Origin of the sequence: Mesorhizobium sp. M0954, from assembly GCF_040319155.1 — a bacterium.
Classification (GTDB): Bacteria; Pseudomonadota; Alphaproteobacteria; order Rhizobiales; family Rhizobiaceae; genus Mesorhizobium.
This window is the reverse complement of record NZ_JAMYNR010000052.1, coordinates 1-22,388: the sequence shown is the minus strand read 5'-3', so window position 1 is coordinate 22,388 and position 22,388 is coordinate 1. Positions and strand designations below refer to the sequence as shown.

The following is a 22,388-nucleotide window of genomic DNA, read 5'->3' as shown; positions in this document are numbered from 1 at the left end:
GTGGTCTCCTGGAAATGGTTCGGATCGGCTTAAGCAACCAAATCCTACGTCATTTCAATGGCTTGCGCCACATCCACCAACCCCCATGAATTTTTCAGGCTAGCTAGCGACCTCGGAGCGACTGAACTGCCTCCCTGCTCTGGCGGTGCCGCCTTTTCCCGCGGCAGTTCGCGTGTGGGTCTGCAGACGACGAGGATCGATTTGTCCCAGCGATCCAACTCGCCACTCGGATAGAGGATTGCTCTGCCGATCCTGAGGAACGATGGCCCGATCCGCATGCAACGCCAGTTGCGAATAGTCCCTTCGCTTGCCTGTCCGCGACGAGCGATGACTTCTTCAGGGGTGAGGTAGTTCGGGTCAGGCATGGGCGTTATCGATAGCAGAGTTGTGCGACAGCTTGTTGCGCCCGCGACCCCATCGGATCGATACTTGAGGAGAATGCCGGCGCCGTCACCGTGGACTTCTCGTCGTGACCCGAGGACGAAGCCGCTCGCGCGGCACTGGCGCCCGTGGTGAGGGTGCAGCAATGATCTGAACGCCGTGCATTTGTGGGTTTGCGGTCCTGGCTGACGATTGGGGTCTTCTTGCGCCAAATGACGACATTGGTCAGGGTGGGGTCGCACGCCTGCTTAGCATCGGAAGCTGATCACCCACCTTTGCTATGGATCGCCGTTCCGCAAGCAGGTATTAGCCGCAGCTCACGTCGCTTCAAACTCAAGCATCGTGCAACGAGAGTCTATGCCGTCTCCGAATTTGTCAACCAGATCAACCTCATATATTGATCTCAAAGAGTATCGATACTTCATATCGCTGAAATTATTGACTTCCATCGTCAATATCATATTGCTGAAATCATTGGGTTCAAAACTCATTTTCTCATGATTCAGTTCATTCTTACCCCACACATCGACGTGTGGCACGCCGAAATTGTGCTGTTCAAAAGGTAGCACACGGATATCATGAAAAATTGCGACTTTAAGCAATTTCGGGAGGTTCGCTGTCGGGGGGATGGCTGCGTTTCTTCGGTCAATGACACTGGCGAGAGTGCCAGGATCAAGGTCCCAGTCGATAGCGTAAGTTGATACGCCGACATCGCGCATAGTAGCGAGGTCGGCGGTAACGCGGGGCGTCGAATTTCCCTCCCGCACTCCGTAAAAACCCAGAAAGCCCGAAGAGAGTGCTCTGGCGCTGCTGTTGGACTTCCAAGTAACCCCACTCCCGATCGCACCGAAAGAAAGGATGGCATTCGGAGACGCATCGAGAGCAACGAGCACGACGAAGGAGCTATCTTGGGCGCCCTGCTCGGCCTGATCTGCGTTGGAGACCTCGCCGTTCTTAGCCCCGATCCCGGCGACGTACGAGATCAGGGGCAGTAGGGCCGCTGAGTATTCTTCGACGTCAAATGGAACGGCTGGCGTGCCGCCCTGCGAAGACTCGGCATTCTCCTTAATATCTTCCTGGCCCTTCTTCATCGCCTGCGAAAGGGCTGCGTTCATGCTGGCGAACTCCCAGTGAAGAGAAAGGCTGGTCAACGGTTGCCCGGCAATAATGATTTCATTCGTACGTTTCGTCTCCGCCAAAGTCTGAGCTTTGCGTGTATTTTCAGAGTTTCGGCGCGCCAAGTCTTCCGATGCGAGACTGATTAACAGGCCGAGGATAGTGAAAGAGATCGCAACGACGCCCTCGCTGGTCAGACGTTTTTCGCCGCCTTGCGCTGCGACCGTAAGTTGGTTGACCGTTCCCCAAATTGAGGACCCCGCTGCGAGGCAAAGCCCCAGATACTTGAGCAGCAGCAGCCAGGTGGAAATGTCTTTCAGATATGTTTGGATTGCGGAAAACATCGCAAGTTCTCGATACTGTGGTCGGTGCACAGCATATATTTACAAGCCGCCTATTAGGCATCATGCATCTTATTCCCGAGCAGTCCATCCCTCCCTGCATGTGCAAGGTAAGACTGGTGCGTGAGCAATGTCTCAAATGGGTCAGGTCGCGTCGATGCATGGAGGCGCCTGAACGTCCGCTTCTCACATTCCAAGCCTCCAAGCCGCAAGTCCGCTTCCGGCCCCAAAGTGGCCGCGCCCAACGAGCTTGTTGCCGCTCTCGCTCAGTCAATAAACTATCGGCGAATGGAGGAACCACCTGGCAAGTAATCGTCTATACGCAAGTTCAACTCGGCGCGGACTAAGCGCCCCGGTATCGCGCCAAGCCTGATTGCACGCGTCAGAGACACCGCAAAGTCGCGACCATCGGACTACGTCGGTAAGGCGCGCGGTGTGGAGTTGGAACTGCGAATCTGCGAAGCTTCCCTCACTGACAGTTCGTGTTGCAACCCGTCATGAGATAGGCTGCACTCCTCGTATAGTTTGATTGCTATGGAACATCGGTTCACCCGCCAGGAACTATTTGACCTCGTTTGGTCAAAGCCAATGTCTCACTTGGTTGCCGAGTTGGAGACGACGGTTGCAGTTCTCACCACGTTGCTGCGCCGGGTCGACATCCCAACGCCCCCGGCCGGATATTGGATGCGAAAGGAGTTCGGGAAGCCAGTCGAACAGCCGTCTTTGCCGCCAGCACCAGATGGATGTGTCGAACCGCTAATTTGGAACACCGAGAGGCGAGGGGGAAACCGCCGTCTCGAGCAAATAAAGACGAAGCTCAAAGTGGCTCCAGTTGTAAGGCCGGAGGTCGAGCTCCCCGACAGCGAGAACCAGGCTCCTCAACCACCGAAGCCGCGTCCGAGCAAACCGACAACGATGACGCGCGAGGATCTCTACCGCGCGGTGTGGGCGACACCGATGTCGAGATTGGCCGAGGAGTATGGAATCAGCGGCAATGGCCTCGCCAAGATCTGCGGACGGGAGGACATTCCATACCCGCCCCGGGGGTATTGGGCGAAACACGCTGTCGGTAAAGCGCCGAAGCAGACGCCGCTGTCGAAATCGGTCGGGACGCGAACTATCATCATTCGTCCGACGCCGTTGCCGCCTCCGCCAATTGAATTGCCGCCGGAGATTAAACAGCAGGCAGACAGAGCTCGTGCTAGTGCAACTGGACTCGCAGTGCCGGAGCGTTTGGTGAGACCACACGCGGTGATCGCGTCATGGCTGGCTGAGCATGAGGAGAAGAAGCGGCGAGCGCGACAGGAACGCAACCCATGGAGGCGCGATCTATACCGTCCCAGCGAGTTCACGGAAACGGACCGTCGCAAGCATCGCATACTAGATGCGCTGTTTAAGGCCGTCGAGCGGCAAGGTGGAAAGGTTAGGCAGGGAGAGCGAGGAATGCTCTTCGCCGAAGTCTCGGGCGAAAAGGTTGAGTTTCAGATTCGCGAAAAGCAGAAGCAGGAACGCCGGCCGTTGACCGAGGTTGAAAAGCGGTGGCGCTCGCCGGGAGAGAAAAACTGGAAGCAAGAGCTGGTTTCCACGGGACGGTTTTGAGGTCAAGACTTGGCAGTGGCCGGCCGGTCTTTCGCGCCAATGGATTGAATCCGAAATGCAGCCGATGGACACCATGCTGCCCGACATTGTTGCCATCTTCGTCGCAGCTGGACCACTCCTTGTGCAGCAACGTAAGGATCGAGAGGCGGCTGAACGCGAGCGGCAGCTCGCCGAAACACGCCGCTATGAAGAAGAGCGACGGCGCAAACGCGACGCGAACCGTTGGCGGCGATTCCAGGAGATGGCGCACGATTGGCGTAAGCTTGCAACGGTGCGTGATTTTCTCGCGGCACTACGGTCGATGAACGTGGGCCCGTCTACTGAGATCGAGGGACGGAGCGTTGCTGAATGGATGGCGTGGGGCGAAAACTGGCTTGAACGTGCCGATCCTACGGTCAACGGCGTCGATGGCGTATTCCGGCAGATCGCTGCCATCACCGATTGGACCTACCGAGATTGACCAAAAGGGATGCGCAACGCATTGGAAAGGTATGCGGGCTTCATAGTGCGATGTCCGATGATCACCGCGGAGACTAACGGACAGCTCGCTGACTTGTCAGTGCGCTCGTACGCCTTATGGTCACCATGAGTTCATTACGAGGGATAAGACAAAGACACTGCGAAAACTAGTCCTCCTCCTGGTCCTTAGGTTCGCCTGACCATACGAGAGAATACGAAGGAAATGGGTTGGCGAACCATCCGCTACCGTATTGATTTTCAATAGAAAACGTTGACCCTCCGGGCCCACCATTATCGTTATCTTTCAATGATTTAGAGGCATTGTTGCACTTGGTTAGCCAAGTCAAGGCTGGCGAACCGCCGTCCATAGCGTTTGATTTTATTGACTTATGGTGGGCCTGTGGAGGCCGCAGATGTGTTGCCAACCGCCGGTGGAGTGTCAGGATCGTTTATCAAGTGCTTGAACGACGCCGGCACGGTGTTCGGAATAGAAAGCCGCGCATAGTCCCCTACGCAATCGACCTCGAATTACTGTCTGGATGCTACATCGGCCATCGCCGCACCCCACCCTGCGGCGATCTCGTAGCCCATGCGTGAGAAGCCGAATTCGCGATCGAATGTGTTCGGCGCTTTGACACGCCAGTTCTTCATGACCTCGCCCGGGAGGCCGCCAGCAGCGGCGACGACCAAGTCACGCTCGCCGGCACGGAGTTCACGACGGCGATCATTTGGCGTAGCTGGGAACAGGCCGGCTACGTCAGGCAAGACGGTCCGGCTGCAGCTAGGAAGTTAGTCGCGACCCACGGCGGACCGCTCCGTACGCGCGCGCGGCTTACGGCAAGCTGCTAGCCTCAATCTCCGGATGGGATCAGGGTCGCTCAGACCGGGTCTTCAGGATCTGGTACAGCACGTTTCGAATGCGCTGCCAAACGGTTAGCCGGCTGATCACGCCTTCGCCTCCTGTTCATCGCAGATGAATGGGCTGCGGTTCAGATGATCTGTGCCGCCAGCGCCACGCCGACCAACGACGTGCCGACGCCTGCCGTGCGGATGGCTCGCGGCCAGCGCCGAAGTGTCAGGGCGGCTAACGCGCCGGTCGCGTGAAGAGCCGAAGTAGCGACCACGAAGCCGATTGCATAAGCGATGCCGCTGGCCGTCTCGGGAATTTCGAGGCCATGGGCATTGCCGTGGAAGAGGGCGAAGAGAGCAGTCAGCGAGGCGGCCACAGCGAGCGGAAGCGGCTTGGCAAGCGCCATTATCGCGCCGAAGACCACCAGCGACAGCGTTATGCCGGTTTCCAGTGAGGGCAGGCCGATGCCGGCGATACCGAGCAGGGCGCCAGCGAGCATCGCCGAGACAAAGCACGACGGCACGATGATGATCCCCTTGCCGCCGGCGCGAGCGGCAATGATGCCTACAGCCATCATGGCAAGCAGGTGGTCCATACCGGTCAGCGGGTGCTGAAGGCCGTCTACAAACCCGTGGGCATGAAAACCGCCGCTATGGGCGAAGGCCAATGAGGGGATGAGGGTTGTGGCGGCTGCCAGGGCGAGTCTACCGAAGGATGAAAGCGTTCTGTTCATGGTTCTGGACCTGTTTGATAGGGGTGCGATCGGTTCAAGGCCGGTGCTCATTGTCCGGCCCCTGGCATGGTGAATTGTGCGGCGCCGGACCTGTCGGCCAGAAGTCGCGCCTCGCCGAAGTCAAGGGGCGTTTGTGCCTGGCCGTTATGGTAGACGAAGGCCAGGCGGCGCCGGCGCGACGTCAGTTTCGCGGGCAGCGGGTGATAGGTGACGCCGGCGCCACCAATCAGCGGCATGACGGCGCCGACATCGACCATGTCCTGCGTCTCGACGCGCAGAAGATGCAGCCGCACGCCGTCGGCGGTCTCGCCGACGAACGGAATCCCGGCGAGGCGCAGGAAACTGGACGGGTCGGGCGCCCGCGAAAACCCTTCGAGAAACGCGATCTCGACGAGATCGAGATCGGTCGCCCGCGCGTCGGCGGGTTCGGGCGCATGGTCGTGCGGTAGATGCGGTGTCTGCCATTGCAACGGCTTGCCGGGCGGCCCGTTGTGGCCGACGGGGTGGGGATGGTGATGATGACCGTTCGGCCCGTGATGGTGACCGTCGCCATGATCATGGCTGTGGTGGTGATGATCATCGTGCATGGTCAAAAGCTCGTCGGCTTGTCGATGATGGATTTGTGTTTGCCGAGATTGCCGTGCGCGACCATCGAGCCTAGCGCCTCGACGACAACCCGCACGCCAAACAGCGCCGTGATGTCTGACGTGTCGTAGGGCGGCGACACCTCGACCACTTCCAGTCCGCAGATGCCGGGCGCCGACACTAGCCCGAGCAGCTTCAGTGCCTCGCGCGGCAGGAAGCCACCGGGCTCCGGCCAGCCCGTACCCGGCACGAAACCGCAATCGATGCTGTCGACATCGAAGGAGATGTATACGGCGTCGGTGTCCTTCCATGCGAGCTCGAGCGCGATCTCGGCCGCCTTCTCCAGCCCCATCTGTTCGATATCGGAGATCGTCAGCACGTTGGTTCCGCGCTTTCTCGCCTCGGCCACGCCGTAGCGGGGCACCTGCCAGCCGCCGATACCGAGCTGCACCAGATTGGTGGCCGAGACGTTCGGCAGGTTGGTCGCCCAATACCAGGGCGTCGTGTGCATACGTTCGTCGAGATCCTTTTCCTGGATGTCGATGTGGCGGTCGAAATGGATGATGCCGATTCGCTTGGAGGTCACGTCGGCGATACCGCGCACGCACGGAAACCCGATCGAATGGTCGCCGCCGAGCATGATCGGCAGCGCGCCGGACGAGGCGACATGGCTGACGCCCTTGGTGATCTGGTCGAAGCTCTTTTCGAGATTGGCGGGGATGGTGAAGACGTCGCCGGCGTCGCAAAGCGTCATCTGCTCGCGCAGGTCGACACCGAGCTCGTAATTGTAAGGCGTGTAAAGCGCCGAGATGCGGCGCATGCCTTGCGGCCCGAAGCGGGTTCCGGGCCGGTAAGTGGTGCCGCTGTCGAAAGGAATGCCCATGACGGCAGCGTCATATCTGCCGACATCGCGGACGTTCTCGACATAGGGCGCCTTGAGGAAGGTGTTGATGCCGGCGAAGTGCGGCAACTCGCCTCGCGCGAATGTCGGGATCGACTTGTCGATGATCGAATCCGATCCGGGCAGGCCCATGTCGAGTGCCCATTTCTGTTCCTTGCGCCAGCCGTCCTCGGGCAGCTTTCCTTCCGCCTCGATAGACTTCCAGCCCTGCATGTCGCGGATCTCGAAGTTCGGATGGTGGAAGCGTTGGCGTGGCTGGTGGTCGGTGAGCCCGGCGCGACGATGCCGGCGTTCTGGACTATCTCTGTGCATGAAACCTCCTTCACGACGCCGTCGTCGCGATTGCGCTATCCAGTCGGGTCGTCCCGACCATCGCGGCCACTTCGGCCACGTCTCGTGCTGAAGCCCGGTGCTTGCGGTCGAGCTTCAGATCGTAGGTGATCGTCGCGCCATAGGCGGACGGGAACTGGGGGTCGTGGCGCACCTTGTCGAAGACCAGCACGCGGGTGCCGAGCTTGAATGCCTCGCCGATATCGTGGGTGACCATGACCACGGTCATGCCGTGCTCGGTCCAGAGCTCGGTGAGCAGCTCATGCATCTCGATGCGAATACCGGGATCGAGTGCGCCGAAGGGCTCGTCGAGAAGCAGGATCTGCGGCCGGCCGAGCAAGGTCTGCGCGATCGCCAGCCGCTGCTGCATGCCGCCAGAAAGCATGGCCGGATAGAGGTCGCGCGCATGGCCAAGCCCGACCCGTTCCAGCATGGTTTCGGCTTCTTGCCTGACGCTTTTGCGCCTGGCGCCGAAGACGCGGCCGAACGGTCCGCCCGAACGGAAGTCCTCGACCAGCAGCAAGTTCTGCAGCGCGGTGAGATGCGGAAACACGGAATAGCGCTGGAAGACGATGCCGCGCTGCGGCGTCGGCTCCGGCACGATCGGCTGGTCGCCGACGACGACCACGCCGCCACTTTGCTGTTCCAGGCCAAGCAGGATGCGCAGGAACGTCGATTTTCCACAACCGCTGGCGCCAACCAGCGACAGGAATTCACCCGCTTCGGCGAAGACATTGACCCGTTCCAGTACGCGGGCGTCGCCGTAGCTCTTCTCCAGCCCATGGACGAGGATCCGGCTCATCTGGTCCGCACCGGATGCGCCCAGGGCGAGATGATGTGAGAGAGCCGCACGAGTAGCCAGTCGGTCATCACCGCAAGCAGCGTGATCCAGGCGACGTAAGGCAGGATGACGTCCATCGACAGGTAGCGACGAACGAGGAAGATGCGGTAGCCGAGCCCCTCGGTGGAGGCGATGGCTTCTGCCGCGATCAGGAACAGCCAGGCCGGCCCAAGCGCCAGCCGTACGCAAGTGATGAGGCGCGGCATGACCTGTGGCAGCACCAGCCTGAGCACCATGGTCCAGCTGTTGCCGCCGAGCGTCTGTGCCTTGGCGACGAGCTCCGGCGGCAATTCCATCACCCGGTTGGCGATGTCGCGCACCATGACCGGTGCGACGCCGAGAGCGATCAAGGTGATCTTGGCCGTTTCGCCGAGGCCGAGCGCAATGAACAGGATCGGCAGCAGCGCCAGTGGCGGGATGACGCAGACAACTGTGACCAAGGGCAGCAGAAAGGCCCTGACGCGCGGGATGAAACCTATGGCGACGCCGAGGCTGAGCGCCACCAGCGTGGCCATGCCGACTCCGGCGAACAGCCTGATCAGGCTGGCATAGGTGTCGGCCCACAGGATCAGGTCGCCGGAGCGCTTGTCCGGCACTGTCGCTAGGTCTGAAAATGCCGACCACATCTGTGCAGGGGAGGGCAGCAGCTTGTCGCTGGGATTGACCGCCAGCCTTTGCGACGAAGCGAAGAGATAGGCGATTGCCACGGCGGCAAACGGCAGCGTCCCAAGCAGCAACGCTCCGCCGCGCGAGACCGTCGCGTTGATGAGGCGAAGCCGCGCTTTCGGCCTGCTACGTTGCAGGCGCGCGACTTCGGGGCCTGCCGCGGCCTGCATGATGCCGGTTCCTCTGGCTAGCATGTCGCGCTCCCGCGTCAGAGCGTTCCGCCCGCCGCCTCTGCCATAAAGGCCGGATCGAAGCGCAGCTTGACGTTGTTGACATCGCCCAGCGTCGAGCCATCGGGAAAGCTCATGCCGATCACGTCGACGCTCGGCGCGTTGGTACCAAGAATGCCGTGGCTGAACAGGAAGTTGCGCACCAGATCCATGGTCTTCGGCAGTTCGGCGCCGTTGGTGAATGCGACCGCCTTGGCCGGCTCGAAGAACATCGCCGTTGATGCAAGCTGAGCGTCGAAACCGGCAAGATCCGTCCCCGACGCCTTGGCCATCTCTTCCTTGGCCGCCTTGCCTTCGGGCGTGCCCGACGTCATCAGCGCCATGGCTTCATACCATGCACCGACAAGCGCCTTGCCCAAGGCCGGATTGTCCTTCAGCGTCGCGGTGTTGACGACCATCATGTCGATGATCTCGCCGGGAATCTCAGTCGAATCGAATACCTTGTGGGCGCCCGGCATGGCAGCGATTTCCGAGACCAGCGGATTCCAGGTGACGACGGAGGTGACGTCGCTGGTGCCGTAGGCAGCGACCATGTCGGCATCGGAGGTGTTCACCACCGTAATGTCCTTTTCGGCCAACCCTACCGTCTCCAGCGCGCGCGCAAGTAGGTAATGTGAGACGGAAAGCTCGACGAGATTGACCTTCTGGCCGGCAATATTCTTGAGCGCGGTCTTGTTCTTGAGGATGACCGCGTCGTTGCCGTTGGAGAAATCGCCGACGATCAAGGCCGTCGTGTCAACACCGCCGCCGGCCGGGATCGAAAGCGCATCCATGTTGGTCATCGAACAGCCGTCAAAGCCGCCGGCCGTGTACTGGTTGATGCTCTCGACATAGTCGTTGATGCGGGTGATCTCGACATTGATGCCGTATTTGTCGGCCCACTTCTTCATGATGCCGCTGTCGGAAAGATAGCCCCACGGCATCCAGCCGACATAGATCGACCAGCAAATCTTGAAGTCTTTCTTGGGCGCTGCTTGCGCGGCTGAGATGAAGGGGAGGCTGAGTGATGCGGCTAGGATGATTGTGGCCAGTTTGCGAAGCATTACATACCCCTGTTTGCGATCCGGATTGCGTCCGAACGTCTGTTGGGGGGTTCACGGAGCGCGCATCCGGGAGAGGTTCGCGCCAGCAAACCCGTGCAGGGTTCTCCCGGGATTTTGGCCCGCCGTGTTCCGCCAGATGCCTCAATGCATCTCAAGCGGTCGCGTCTCTTGGACCAGCACCGTGATCGACACGGCCGGAACCCTAGACGCTCTGCACGTGAATAACGAAGCAAGGGGCGTGCCAGTCCGGAAAGCCGTCTTGAGGCGGCCTTTCCCCGGATTTGCAGGCAATCGCGTTATGCTGATGCCACAAAAGTCATCGCAACGCCGACGGATTAGGCAAGGAAAATCTAGCGTCAACCAATATGAGCAGGCTTGTGCCCTGGGGACCTCCGCTGATCGCACCCTGCTCTATGGTCGCCCACACATACATGCCCAATAGGGACACGTTCGGGAAGGGCGTGAGCGCGCGGCGGATCCGGATGCCAATTGGCGCCGACCCATGTGACGAGTGCGCCCGATCGTGCAAGGGCAATTCGTGAAATAAGCGCGACTGCAATGATGCTAGGCAAGCCCGATCGCGTGTCGGGAGGCAGTTGTGAAAGTTGCGATCATCGGACCAGGCTCGCTCGGGAAGGCCTTGGCGAAATGTCTTGGCCTCGCCGGGCACGAAATTCGCCTCAGCTTCAGTCGTGACGAAGGCAAGTTGCGCGCAATCGCGGCAACCCTCCGTGTTGGCTTCGGTGCCCCTGACGAAGTAGCGAGATGGGCCGACGTAATTGCCCTGGCGACGCCATGGCCGGCTCTCGAGCTGGCGATGGACGCGCTTGGCGATTTGTCGGGCAAGATCGTCTGGGACAATACCAATGCAATCGCGCCTGACCGTTCCACGATGCTGCTAGGCACTACTACGTCTGTAGGCGAGGAGGTTCAGAGGCGCGCGCGGGGCGCCCTTGTCGTCAAGTGCATTCCGACCTTTGCCGAATTGCTTGACAGGGATGATCCGCGTCTCAACGGCGATCCGGTGACGAGCTATGTCGCCGGCAATGACGCAGATGCCAAGGCGGCGGTTTGCCGGCTTCTCGCCGATCTGCCGACAATGCCGGTCGATGTCGGCGATCTCACGGCCTCGCGCCTGATCGAGCCGATGATGCTGCTATTGGTCCAGCTCGCCTATCGGCGCGGGATGGGGCCGACAATTTCCTTCAATCTCATTCGACAGGACGGAACCGGTTCATGACTGATTATCTACCCGCGCGGCGCAAGGCGATTCCAGTAGGACGTCTGCTGATCGATGGCCAATGGCGCGATGCCGTCAGCGGCGAGACTTCGACGACTTTTGATCCGACCACGGACGCGGCGATCACCGATATTGCGAAGGCGGACGTCACCGACACGAGCGATGCCGTCGCGGCCGCGCAGCGGGCTTTCGAGCAAGGACCCTGGGCGCGGATGCATCATGAGGAGCGCGCTAAAATCCTGTTTCGCATCGCCGATCTAATGGACGAGCGGGCCGAGGATTTCGCAGTGCGCGAGGCGATGGATATGGGTATGCCCTATCGCGATTTCCGCGATATCATCATGCCGCACTGCTCAGGACTGTTCCGCTTTCATGGCGGGCTCGCCATGAGCGCGATGGACGGCGCCTATCGTACCAGCTACGAACCAAATATCAGGATCCTGACGCGGCGCGAGCCGCTCGGCGTGGTCGCTGCGATCACCCCGTTCAATTTTCCCCTCGCGCTGTCCTGTTCGAAAATCGCGCCGGCACTCGCGGCGGGTAACACGGTCGTTCACAAGCCTGCGACCGACACGCCCCTGACGGCCCTCGCCTTGGCGCAAGTCATCCTCGACGCGGGCGTGCCGCCGGGCGTCTACAATCTCGTCACCGGCCCGGGCGGCACCATAGGCGACGCGCTGGTCAACGATGTCCGCGTCGACAAGATCGCCTTTACCGGGTCGACCGCCGTCGGCCAGGGCATCATGCGCAACGGTGCCGGGACGATGAAACACCTGACCATGGAGCTCGGCGGCAAGAGTCCCAATATCGTTTTCGCCGATGCCGATATCGATGCCGCGATACAGGCAGCCTTCTGGGGCATCTTCTGGAACAAGGGCGAAGTCTGCGTCGCCGGATCGCGCCTGCTGGTCGAACGCGCCTGTTATGACGAGGTCGTCGAGAAGCTGAGCGCCATGGCGAAGTCGGCGACGCTCGGCGATCCGCTGGACCCTGCGACGATGATCGGGCCGATCGCATCGCGGGGCGAGTATGACAAGGTCTTGAGCTATGTCGAAGAGGGCAAGCGCACCGCGCGACTGGCCGCGGGCGGCGGCACCCGCCAGGTCAACGGCAAGGGCCTCTTCATCGAGCCGACCATCTTCGCCGATGCGACCAACGACCTAAGGATATCGCGCGAAGAGATTTTCGGCCCTGTCCTGCCGGTGATTCCATTCGACAGCGAGGAGGACGCGATCCGGATCGCCAACGATACGAACTACGGGCTCGCCTCGGGCATCCAGACCAGCGATCTCGGCCGCGCCTTGCGGCTCGCCGACCGGATCAAGGCAGGCTCGGTCTGGCTGAACTGCTGGCACAAGTACCATCCTAATGCGCCGTTCGGAGGTTTCAAGATGAGCGGCTATGGCCGCGAGCAGGGCCGCGAGGCGTGGGAAAGCTACACCCAATACAAGACGATTTGGGCGAATCTTGGCGAACCGGTCGAGATGGCCCGATGAGCGTGCGCGATTCCAACCCACTCGACCCGCGGCATCCCAAACGCATCGCGATGGTCCTTTCCAACCCGGCTGTATCGATCACCACCGGCTGGCCTGTCGGGTTTTGGTGGAGCGAGTTGACCCATCCCTGGCTCGCCTTCACCGACCGCGGATACGAAGTCGCGATCTTCTCGCCTGAGGGCGGCAAATGCGAGGCGGATGCGTTGAGCGACCCGCGCGATCCGTCCGGCTATTCGGATACGGATCTGATCTCGCTCGGTTTCCTGTCGACGCCGAAACTGGCGGCGCTGGTGGAGACGACCCGGCCCATCGCAGAGCTGTCGGTCGACGCGTTCGACGCGATCGTCGTCGCTGGCGGCCAAGCGCCGATGTTCACCTTCCAAGGTGCGACTGAGTTGCAGCGGCTGTTCGTCGCCTTTTTCGCGGCCGGCAAGGTCGCGGCTGCCTTGTGTCATGGCGTCGCGCTGCTGCGTTACGCGCGCCTCTCAACCGGCGAGCTGCTGGCCAAAGGGCGCACTGTTACGGGGTTCGCCAATGTCGAGGAGGACTTCGCCGACAATGCCGTCTGGGAGATGGGCGCGCTGCCGCACGGTACGCATCTGATGCCATGGCGGATCGAGGATGAGATGCGTGCGCTCGGCGCGAACTATATTCAGGCCGGGCTGTGGCGCGATTTTGCCGTGCGCGACGGCAATTTGATCACCGGCCAGCAGAACTTCTCCGGAGCGGCGACCGCCCGTCTTGTCATCGAGGCGCTCGGTGGCTGAGGACCAAAGACCGCTCCTGTCGGTGAAGTTCGGGAGACAAACTCGCCGTCAGGGCGGGCGATGCCAAACGACATCGGCCCAATAGGATCCGGGGTCCGTCCAAGAACTCCACCTCAAACAACCACTATCAGCAGCGAGGATGAACCATGGCCGTAGTGACGACACTTGATATTGCCGGCCTGACGGCCGAAGATTATAGCCGCATCCTCGATCGGATCGGCGTGGAGAAACGGCCCGCTGGCGGCATCTACCAGCACATCGCGCATGCCACAGACGATGGTTATCGCATCATCGAGATATGGGACGACAAGGCAGGCCTGGAGCTCTTCTTGCAGGACACATTGTTTCCCGCCGCACAGGAACTGCAAGTTCAGCGTGAAATGACCATTATGACCCAGACACTGCACAACATCTTTGTGCCCCGGATTGGTGAACTGACTGCCCTGGCAAATGATGCGCCTGGTGGACCCGACAAACGGGCAAAAGTGTAGGCATCAAGGATCGAGGATGCGGCGATCGATCATCGAAGTCCTGGAGGAACTTGCGTCCGGACGCCCGGTACAACGATGGTGATCGCGGCAAGTGCAAAGAGGTTGTTCTTTCCTGCCGGCGACTATCGCCATGCGCCGGCCGGAGTCGTTCAGCTGCGTGTGATTCGCAGCGGTTCATCCTATGCAGAGATCGATCTTGGCCGCGGGCTGCGGCGCGTCTTCACCCGCCCCGGCGACCTGCTGCTCAGTCTTCCCGAGCGTGCCACGCGGTTCAAGATCGAGGAGCCGCGAGAGCTGACGATGATCACCGTTGACTCCGCGCTGGCGTCAAGGCTCCTGGTATCCGCAGGCGGGACCCCCGAGGACCTGGTAATCCTGACCGATCGACCGATACGCGATTCGCTGGTGGCCGAGTTGTGTCGACGCCTCGAAGGCGACCCGCCCGCCAACCCGATCGTCCGCGAATGGACGCTGGGCCTGGTTTTCGCGAACCTGCTTCGTCTCGGGCATGCACGCCAGCGGCAGCAGAAGTCTCCAGTCCTAACCTCGCAGCGGTTCGACCGGGTCCTCGCTGCGATTGATGGCGATCTGGAAAAGGGGGTGTCGATCGACCATCTTGCCGGAATCGCGGGAATACCACGACGCGCCTTCACCGCCGCCTTTCGCGAGGCGACGCAATTGCCGGTACATCAATTCATTTTACGCCGCCGCGTTGATCGCGCGGTCGAGCTTTTGGAAAATAGCGATCTGCCGCTGGCCGAGATTGCTCAGCACGCGGGTTTCACTCACCAGGCCCATATGAATCGCGTCGTGACCCGATTGAAAGGGCTGTCGCCAGGCCGGCTGCGGTCTCGCAGGCGCGACGGCTGACTTGTGATCTATTCCAGCATCAGGATTCGAATGGCGGAGATGTGAGTTGCTGAAACGTCCGTTGGCTAAGATGCCCGACAGTTTGCGTGCAGAGCTCGAGGCCGCAAATCTGATGACTGCTTTCGAGCAACGGCCTCCCTATCAGCGCAATGATTACTTGCATTGGATCGAGCGCGCCCGTCACCCGGAAACACGCCGAAAGCGCATAAATCAGATGATTGACGAGCTTACGAAGGGAGGAATCTACATGGGCATGAAAAAAAGAGCTGAGATCGCCGCGAAGCTAGCAGATCCGTCAACGATCATCTTCCAATCCGTGCTTTCCGCATCGATCTTCATCGATTTCCCCACGTCTTTGCGCAGATTATGCAGGGAGCCAATAGTGACAATCGAACCTATCCTTCATTTTCGTTCGCGGCAGGTGGCCATATGATCGTGACATCGCAAACCAATAACGTGCTCGGCAGCACGTCGGGAAGGTGGCGCGTCTGGTCGCTCTCGGACGGTTACGTCGAGATGCCGGCGGACCTTTTGCGGGACCCGCAGGATAATCCGGTGCCGCAAGCTGCGTTGGCAGGGGCGCTTCGCCTGTCTGTCAATTGCTTCGCGCTGGTAGGTCCAGGCGTTGACGGCGTTCTAATCGACAGCGGAGGAGGGGGCTGGGCCCCGACAGTGGGGCGTCTTGAGCAGGCCATGGCGGAAGCCAAGATCGACCCGGCTTCGATCACGGTCTTGGCGCTCACCCACGCCCATCAGGATCATGTGCACGGACTTTTGACCCCCGACGGCCGAGTGCTCTTTCCAAACTTGAAGGCGATCGTAATTCCCGAGGCGGCTGTGCAGAGCTTTTTCGCTTACGCGCACCTTGCGCAGTTCCGGCCCCTGCTGAAGCCTGTCCAGAATGGCGACCAGGTGGGTGAGCGATTGAGGGCGGTCGCCTTGCCCGGTCATGCTGCCGGTCATACCGGCTACACGTTCGACACGGACGAGGATCGTTTCCTATTCTTCGGGGACATCGTTCATGTGCCGGCCTTGCAGTTCGGCAATCCCGCGTTCAGTTGGGGCTATGACGACGATCAGCTGACCGCGCGCGCAACCCGCCTAAAGGTTTTCAGTGACGCGGCCGAGGCGGGGACGTGGATCGCCGGCGCGCACCTTGGCTGGCCGGGTATCGGTCGCGTGGTGCGTAAGGGCGAAGCATACGGCTATGAGCCGGCAGGAGGACGAGTGACCGGATAGGCCGCCCCGTGCTGGTCGGTTTATACCGCTCTCTTCGCCCAAGGCAAGGATCTCGACGAGCAGCGCGCCGCACTCCGGCGTCCTCAACGGCGGCGGTACCATCGTCCGGCCCACCAAAATATCTGATTCTTGATCCACTGGCGGCCGATCTGCCTGAGGCTTACCGGATCGGCGTCTCGCCGCGAAACAGCGGCTGGTGCGCCCGCATCAAGGCGGCAATCCGGTCGGCGACTTTCCGTACCGGCGGGGAGTGACGTTCCTCGTGATGGGTGACGATCCATTGGTCGGTTTCGAGTTCGGGGATAGGCTGAGCAACGCGAACCAGCCGCGGATCGCCGTCACCGACGAAGCACGGAAAGACCGAAAGGCCGGCGCCGGCGGCCACCAGTTCGCGCACCGAGTGGGTGTTGTTGCCGCGTACGGCGATGCGGTCGCCGTGATGGGCTTGCAGCCAGCGCGCCGAGGCAATGTTTGCGCCTTCGCCGGTGACGCCGACGAACAATCCGGCGGCGATGCCGTTGATCAGGTGACGTCCGGAATAAATGGCGTGGGCGACCTTGCCGCTCTGACGGCCGGCCAGCCACTGCTCGGTCGGGCGCTCGCTGCGGATGCCGATGTCGGCGGCACGGCGACCGATGTCGACCCGGTCGGTGGTGGTGACGAGCTCCACCCTTATGCCATCATCGACCGTCCAGATCTCGCCGATATGGGCGGAAACGAAGGCCGAGGTCCATGGCCCGGCCGAGACGCGGACAATGCGGTCGGGCAGGTTTCCCTCGCGCCAGCGGGTCAGCGACTGCATTGCCGCCTCGACGTCTTCGGCGCGCCGCAGCAGTTCCTCGCCGACCGGGGTCAGCCGGTAGCCGGTCTGCTGGCGCACGAACAGAGGTTCGCCGATCTGCTTTTCGAGCGCGGTAACGCGTCGTCCAAGGGTGGCTGCGCTGAGGCGCGTGGTTCCCGTCGCTGCGCTCAAGCCACCCAGCCGCGCAACGTCGAGAAACAACCTCAGATCGTCCCAGCCGATATCCATTTTGCAGAAATGAAAAACTCCTTGCGACCGTGGCTGTAGCGCAAAGCGGGCATCGTGCGCAAGTATGCAGGCATTGGAGGCGTTGGACAATCCTGCCTGGCGGGACAGGGACAAGCGCCTCGCCTGGCCAAGAAGCGAACTGAACCCTTTCGATCGCGCATGCGATTGGCGCAGAGGTTTTGCGCTTCCGACCAACCCAGGCGCGCAGGCATTCTGCGTACCAAAGGAGACGATCATGTTGGATGAATTTCGATACCGTTTCGCCCGCTGGATTGCCTATCGCCAGACGCTTGCGAGCTTGAGGCAGGCCCGGGACAGCACACTGGCGGATGCCGGCATTTCTCGCGAAGAGATCCGCGAACGTGCCCGCCACGCCAGCTTGCGTCATTGAGGAGCCGGGCATGCAGATGATGATGCTTTGGGATGGCCGCTCGGTACCGCGCATCGGCATCGGCACCTGGGCGGCGGGTGGCCCCGCGCGCTGGCGTGACACGGCGACAGTCTATGGCGAGGTCGACGATATCAGGTCGCAAGCCGCGCTGGCGATGGCTTATGAGATCGGCGCGCGGGTGTTCGACACGGCTGCCGCCTACGGCGCCGGCAATGCCGAACTGATCCTCGGGCGGGCGTTGAGGGGCAAGGACGAAGCCGTCATCGTCACCAAGGTCGGCTATTTCGGCGATCCCGAAACGCGTAAGATCGCACCCGAGGATGCCTCTGCCGCGGCAATCCGGACCTCGATCGACAATTCGCGGCAGCGCCTGCAGCGGGATTGTATCGACGTCGTGCTGCTACATATCAACGAGTATCCGATCGAGCGCGCCGGCGAGGTGTTCGATACGCTCGGCCTGTTGCGCCAGGAGGGCAAGATCGGCGGCTTCGGCTGGAGCACCGATCACCGCGAACGGCTTGCCGTCTACGCGCCGCGCGAGGGGTTCGTCGCCGTAGAGAACGACTTCAATGTGTTTACCCCGGCGAACGAGCTGATGGCCGTTGCGGCGCGCGAGAACCTCGTCTCGTTCAGCCGGCTGCCGCTGGCAATGGGGCTGCTCACCGGCAAATACACGCCGGCCATGCGGCTGCCCACCAACGATGTGCGCGGCGGGAATGCCGAATGGATGGTGTTTTTCAGGGATGGCGCCGCCAACCCGGACTATCTGTCAAGGCTCTCGGCAATCCGCGACCTGCTCACCTCGGGCGGACGCACGCTTGCGCAAGGCGCGCTCGGCTGGATACTCGCCAAGTCGGCAATCGCCTTGCCGGTTCCCGGCTTCACGCGGCCCGAGCAGGTCGAGGACAATCTCGGTGCGCTGGAAAAAGGGCCGCTGCCGGAAACGGTGATGGCCGAGATCGACGCAGTGCTGAATATTGCCGAGACTGCGTAGGGTGTGGTGAATCCGGAATTCGCATTGGCGATAATGCGACCAACTTCGATCTCTCTGATGTCTGCCGATATCGCATTTTTCTTAGTCAAGCTTCCGTGGCGCAATTGAACACGGACGGAGCGGCGGACACGCTCGAGTTGAAGGTCCGCCGCTCCGGTTTTCAGATCAAGGAGTGATGCTGCAACGGGAGATGGGTAGCGAGCTGCGCTTGAGCTGCGCCGCCGACCGCGTCGCTGTCGAGAGAGAGCGACCCGGTTGAGCTGTCAAAGATGATGTGGTGGGAACCATCATCCGTGGCCGTAACAGCAGGGGACGTATGCAATGAAAGCCCTCCCGACTTGAGGTCGGCAAGCGCGGAGTGGTCGAGCTGGACTTTGTCCTGAAGCTTGCTGAAGTCGAAGGCATCGTTGCCGTGACCGGATGTCAGGTCGGCGACGGCGCTCTTGTGGACACCGGCGCCGGCATTTTCGTTGCCCTGGAGCAGTTGGGCGAACCCGTGGCCGGTCAGGCTGGTTGCCGTTTTCTCGGATGGGCTGCTGGTCGCGGCAAGCTCCGAGCCGGACGAAAGCGCGGGGCTCAACGCGGCCAGCACCCGGTCAACGCTGCTGCCTCCCTTGTCGCCGGCAGTATCATGGCTGGTGTCGTTGCTGCCGAACAGATCGGTCAGAGCGTGAAAACCGCCGCGGTCGGAGGGGGAAGCGGCGGTCACAGTCGAACTGCCATCGCTTGCGATGGGGTGCGAAGGCGCCGTCGCGGTCGAGCTGCCATCGCTGGTGCTATCGCCGGTGGAAGGGGCGGTCGCAGTCGAGCTGCCATGGCTCGTGGTGGCGCCGGCGGCGGTCGCAGTCGAACTGCCATCGCTGGTGCTATCGCCGGTGGCGGCATGGGAAGGGGCGGTCGCAGTCGAGCTGCCATCGCTCGTGGTGGCGCTGGCGGCGGCGGTCGCAGTCGAACTGCCATCGCTTGCGATGAGGTGCGAAGGCGCCGTCGCGGTCGAGCTGCCATCGCTGGTGCTATCGCCGGTGGCGGCGCTGGTGCTATCGCCGGTGGCGGCATGGGAAGGGGCGGCAGTCGAGCTGCCATCGCTCGTGGTGGCGCCGGCGGCGGTCGCAGTCGAACTGCCATCGCTTGCGATGAGGTGCGAAGGCGCCGTCGCGGTCGAGCTGCCATCGCTGGTGCTATCGCCGGTGGCGGCATGGGAAGGCGCGGTCGCAGTCGAGCTGCTATCGCCGGTTGCGGCATGGGAAGGCGCAGTCACAGTCGAGCTGCTATCGCTGGTGGCGGCGTCGGACGCGGGCGCAGCAGCACTGCTGTCGCTGCTGGTGGTGTCTGAGGCCGCAGCGGTAGTGGTGTTGTGTTCCCGGAAAACGGCTTGCAGTTCCGAGGAGCTTTCAAGCGCGGTATCGCCGTTCTGCGTTCCCCACTTGTAGGTATAGTCGAAGGCGGGTGACGGAACCAGCTTGGCCCAATGATCCATCATGGTTTGCATCTGTTCGGTGGTGGGCATGACCTGTCTGCCGCCATCGGAAGTCTCCCAATTGCCGCCGCCAAAGGCCTGGAAGACCGGAACGATGTTGCTGATCGGGATGCCCGACTTCACCGCTGCAGCCACGGCTCGGTCGATCATGTCGTAGTCGACCGTGTCCGTTCCCGTGCGCACCGGATAGGGGTCTATTCCAAAATAGTCGATATGCGTGTTGGCCGGATTGTAGGTGTTGGTAAAATCCGGATTGGTAGGGGATCCCATATTCATCATGGTGACGAAGGTCTTGGCGCCTGGAAAATGCTCATGGATCCAGTCGGATTCCGCCTTCAGGTTCTCGGCGGTTGCATAGGTGCCCCACCTGCCCGTGGGATCGGGCTCGTCAACCAGATAGAATCCGAACACATTCGGATTGCCGAGGAAGGGGGTCATTTTCTCGATGAAGGATGAAGTTACGCCCTCGTGCTCGTTGAGGTACACCAGACCCTTCATGCCGTCCGGCAACGCGTCGACTTGCGAAGCGTACTGAACGTCAGCCAGATTGAAGCCGGCAGTTGCGATTTCGGTGGCGGATCCACCCGACGTATAATGCAGAGTTGCCATCCAATATTCCTTTTTCTGATTTCGATAGCGCCCGGCGTCTACCTACAGACGGCGTATATTAGCGCCAAATCACATACAGACACCCGTCGATAGAATCATTGACCGTTTGTAGGAATGCTGCACGGATTGTGACTTATTTTGACAGCAGCGACTTAGGACAAGATGCTTATTGTCTTCTGATGTCAGAATGATGCCAGAATTGCGACTTTATTTTGAAGGCGCTGTAGTTTTTGAAGTTCCTCGATATTTTTATAATGGCTATACATTTATAGATTTTAATGCGTTAGACGTCAACTTTCGTACGGAAATTCAAAATGACGTTAACCTCTGACTCCGGGCCCCTCCACAGTTTCACTGCCCAACCAATTAGCTGTGGACAATTCGTAGGCATCTGCGCGCTCGTCACCTGGTATCGGTCGGCAGATCTCCGTGATCGAGATCAAATCAATTTAGGAAACCGCCCAAAAGGTGAGAGTAGGGCGGTTCCCAGCTGGAGAGCCTGAGGGCCTTGGCCGCCTGAGCACCGTCATGTGTCCGCCGCTCCGCTAAACACGGGGGCTGCGCGGCGGACACGCCGACGTCAACGCAATGCCACGCCATTTTGCTGAACTTGACGCACACAACTCGAACCCGCTGGGTGACGAAGGTTGAGCATCAGCCAGAAATGGGCATCCCGCTTTGGAAAAATCCGGTGCTTGAACAAAGATAAAGCGGCGGACCGTCTCGAATTGAAGGTCCGCCGTTCCGGGTCGTTCAGATCACAAGGAACGAACCTGCCGTAAGCGACAGACCTGGAGAGAGAGTGGCGAACTGTATTTGAGCTGCGCCGCCGATGCCGTCGCTGTCGAAAGAGAGCGCTCCGGTTGAGCTGTTGTAGATTATATGGTCGGAGCTGTCATGCGCAGCCGTGCCAGCAAAGAAAGCATCGGATGAAAGGCCACCCAGCTTAAGCCCGGCAAAAACGGCGTCGTCGAGCTGGATCTTGTCCTGGAGCTTGTTGAAGTCGGTGACCTTGTCGATATTGCCGGGTCCAAGGGCGCTGTTGAACACGAATGCATCGTTGCCTCCGTTACCGGTCAAGATGTCAGCACCGCCGCCACCACTGATGACATTGGCGCCGGCATTGCCTTGGATGGTTTGGGCAAAGGCGTTGCCGGTCAGGTTGATTGCAGACGTACCGGACGGGCTGGTGGTGGCGAGAAGCTCGATCTGTGAACTGGCCGAAAGCGCATGGCTCACAGCAGCGAACACCCTGTCGGTACCGCCGCCGACCGCCTCATAAACTCTGTCGCCGGCATTGTCCACATAGTAGGTGTCATTGCCGCCATAGCCGACCATCGTATCGGCGCCACCGCCGCCATTAATGACATTGGCGCCGGCGTTACCCCCGATGCTCTGGGCGAACTCATTGCCGGTGAGGTTGATTGCCGATGTGCCCGATGGGTTGGTAGCAAGAAGTTCGATTTCCGATCCGGCCGAAAGCGTATGGCTTACAGCAGCGAACACCCTGTCTGTACCACCGCCCACCACCTCGAACACCCTGTCGCCGGCATTGTCTACATAGTAGGTGTCATTGCCTCCATAGCCGACCAACGTATCGGCCCCGCCGGCGCCGTTGATGACATTGGCACCGGCATTGCCCTGGATAGTCTGGGCGAACGCATTGCCGGTCAGGTTGATCGCCGTGGTGCCGGACGGGCTGTTGGTGG

22 protein-coding genes and 1 riboswitch are annotated in these 22,388 nt (G+C 60.9%); of the genes, 11 read left to right on the top strand and 11 right to left on the bottom strand.

Annotated features, from left to right (window positions below; translation table 11 throughout):
• Positions 1-698: 698 nt before the first annotated feature.
• Positions 699-1,841 (bottom strand): hypothetical protein, encoded by a 1,143-nt coding sequence (locus NKH93_RS33135; RefSeq protein WP_352975905.1) that lies wholly within the window; start codon positions 1,839-1,841, stop codon positions 699-701.
• A 912-nt stretch (positions 1,842-2,753) separates the two neighbouring features.
• On the opposite strand from NKH93_RS33135, the gene NKH93_RS33130 reads away from it, so the two are divergent.
• Positions 2,754-3,437 (top strand): hypothetical protein, encoded by a 684-nt coding sequence (locus NKH93_RS33130; protein WP_352975901.1) that lies wholly within the window; start codon positions 2,754-2,756, stop codon positions 3,435-3,437.
• Between the two features lie 64 nt (positions 3,438-3,501).
• On the top strand, positions 3,502-3,897 hold the full coding sequence (locus NKH93_RS33125; RefSeq protein WP_352975896.1) for a hypothetical protein: 396 nt from the start codon (positions 3,502-3,504) through the stop codon (positions 3,895-3,897).
• A 527-nt stretch (positions 3,898-4,424) separates the two neighbouring features.
• Here NKH93_RS33125 and NKH93_RS33120 read toward each other — a convergent pair.
• The 7 genes from NKH93_RS33120 to NKH93_RS33090 form a co-directional block, all read right to left on the bottom strand.
• The gene (locus tag NKH93_RS33120) at positions 4,425-4,547 is read right to left on the bottom strand and encodes a hypothetical protein (protein WP_352449789.1); all 123 of its coding nucleotides are present in this window, start codon (positions 4,545-4,547) and stop codon (positions 4,425-4,427) included.
• Positions 4,548-4,885: 338 nt separating this feature from the next.
• A complete protein-coding gene (locus tag NKH93_RS33115; RefSeq protein WP_352923323.1) occupies positions 4,886-5,479 on the bottom strand; it encodes a HupE/UreJ family protein in 594 nt (197 codons plus the stop codon).
• 47 nt (positions 5,480-5,526) lie between these two features.
• Entirely contained in the window at positions 5,527-6,066 is a 540-nt protein-coding gene (locus NKH93_RS33110; protein WP_352923326.1) for a hypothetical protein, read from the bottom strand.
• A 2-nt stretch (positions 6,067-6,068) separates the two neighbouring features.
• The gene (locus NKH93_RS33105) at positions 6,069-7,277 is read right to left on the bottom strand and encodes an agmatinase family protein (protein WP_023679464.1); all 1,209 of its coding nucleotides are present in this window, start codon (positions 7,275-7,277) and stop codon (positions 6,069-6,071) included.
• Positions 7,278-7,287: 10 nt separating this feature from the next.
• Positions 7,288-8,097: an ATP-binding cassette domain-containing protein gene (locus NKH93_RS33100; RefSeq protein ID WP_352923332.1), complete on the bottom strand. Its 810-nt coding sequence runs from the start codon at positions 8,095-8,097 to the stop codon at positions 7,288-7,290.
• Positions 8,094-8,972: an ABC transporter permease gene (locus NKH93_RS33095; protein ID WP_352923351.1), complete on the bottom strand. Its 879-nt coding sequence runs from the start codon at positions 8,970-8,972 to the stop codon at positions 8,094-8,096. Before NKH93_RS33095 ends, NKH93_RS33100 begins: the two co-directional genes overlap by 4 nt.
• Before the next feature lie 38 nt (positions 8,973-9,010).
• Complete coding sequence (locus tag NKH93_RS33090) at positions 9,011-10,075, bottom strand: putative urea ABC transporter substrate-binding protein (RefSeq protein WP_352746239.1); 1,065 nt, start codon at positions 10,073-10,075, stop codon at positions 9,011-9,013.
• A 101-nt stretch (positions 10,076-10,176) separates the two neighbouring features.
• A riboswitch (guanidine-I (ykkC/yxkD leader) is annotated at positions 10,177-10,292 on the bottom strand.
• A 381-nt stretch (positions 10,293-10,673) separates the two neighbouring features.
• Here NKH93_RS33090 and NKH93_RS33085 point away from each other — a divergent pair.
• The 7 genes from NKH93_RS33085 to NKH93_RS33055 all read left to right on the top strand — a co-directional run bounded on the left by NKH93_RS33085 (position 10,674) and on the right by NKH93_RS33055 (position 16,178).
• On the top strand, positions 10,674-11,315 hold the full coding sequence (locus NKH93_RS33085; RefSeq protein WP_352923335.1) for an NADPH-dependent F420 reductase: 642 nt from the start codon (positions 10,674-10,676) through the stop codon (positions 11,313-11,315).
• Positions 11,312-12,811, top strand: coding sequence for an aldehyde dehydrogenase family protein (locus tag NKH93_RS33080; protein ID WP_352923338.1), 1,500 nt, complete (start codon positions 11,312-11,314; stop codon positions 12,809-12,811). The genes NKH93_RS33085 and NKH93_RS33080 overlap by 4 nt, the downstream gene beginning before the upstream one ends.
• Positions 12,808-13,578, top strand: a complete 771-nt coding sequence (locus tag NKH93_RS33075; RefSeq protein WP_352769320.1) for a type 1 glutamine amidotransferase domain-containing protein — start codon at positions 12,808-12,810, stop codon at positions 13,576-13,578. Before NKH93_RS33080 ends, NKH93_RS33075 begins: the two co-directional genes overlap by 4 nt.
• Positions 13,579-13,724: 146 nt before the next feature.
• Positions 13,725-14,069 (top strand): hypothetical protein, encoded by a 345-nt coding sequence (locus NKH93_RS33070; RefSeq protein WP_352542645.1) that lies wholly within the window; start codon positions 13,725-13,727, stop codon positions 14,067-14,069.
• A 75-nt stretch (positions 14,070-14,144) separates the two neighbouring features.
• Positions 14,145-14,939 (top strand): helix-turn-helix domain-containing protein, encoded by a 795-nt coding sequence (locus tag NKH93_RS33065; RefSeq protein WP_352474471.1) that lies wholly within the window; start codon positions 14,145-14,147, stop codon positions 14,937-14,939.
• A 46-nt stretch (positions 14,940-14,985) separates the two neighbouring features.
• A complete protein-coding gene (locus NKH93_RS33060) occupies positions 14,986-15,372 on the top strand; it encodes a YdeI/OmpD-associated family protein (RefSeq protein ID WP_352474472.1) in 387 nt (128 codons plus the stop codon).
• Positions 15,369-16,178, top strand: coding sequence for an MBL fold metallo-hydrolase (locus NKH93_RS33055; RefSeq protein WP_352769323.1), 810 nt, complete (start codon positions 15,369-15,371; stop codon positions 16,176-16,178). The genes NKH93_RS33060 and NKH93_RS33055 overlap by 4 nt, the downstream gene beginning before the upstream one ends.
• A gap of 160 nt (positions 16,179-16,338) precedes the next feature.
• Here the strand turns inward: NKH93_RS33055 and NKH93_RS33050 are convergent, their stop codons facing one another.
• Positions 16,339-17,322 carry a LysR family transcriptional regulator gene (locus NKH93_RS33050; RefSeq protein WP_352474474.1) on the bottom strand — a complete coding sequence of 328 codons (984 nt, stop codon included), beginning with the start codon at positions 17,320-17,322 and terminating at the stop codon, positions 16,339-16,341.
• Positions 17,323-17,443: 121 nt separating this feature from the next.
• On the opposite strand from NKH93_RS33050, the gene NKH93_RS33045 reads away from it, so the two are divergent.
• Positions 17,444-17,599, top strand: coding sequence for a YjiS-like domain-containing protein (locus tag NKH93_RS33045; protein ID WP_352474475.1), 156 nt, complete (start codon positions 17,444-17,446; stop codon positions 17,597-17,599).
• A 10-nt stretch (positions 17,600-17,609) separates the two neighbouring features.
• Positions 17,610-18,593, top strand: coding sequence for an aldo/keto reductase (locus NKH93_RS33040; RefSeq protein ID WP_352474476.1), 984 nt, complete (start codon positions 17,610-17,612; stop codon positions 18,591-18,593).
• Between the two features lie 160 nt (positions 18,594-18,753).
• On the opposite strand, the gene NKH93_RS33035 is transcribed toward NKH93_RS33040, so the two are convergent.
• Together NKH93_RS33035 and NKH93_RS33030 are read right to left on the bottom strand one after the other, a co-directional pair.
• Positions 18,754-20,580 carry a calcium-binding protein gene (locus NKH93_RS33035; protein ID WP_352975870.1) on the bottom strand — a complete coding sequence of 609 codons (1,827 nt, stop codon included), beginning with the start codon at positions 20,578-20,580 and terminating at the stop codon, positions 18,754-18,756.
• An 852-nt stretch (positions 20,581-21,432) separates the two neighbouring features.
• A partial coding sequence (locus NKH93_RS33030) for a calcium-binding protein (RefSeq protein ID WP_352975865.1) occupies positions 21,433-22,388 on the bottom strand: 956 nt, incomplete at its 5' end.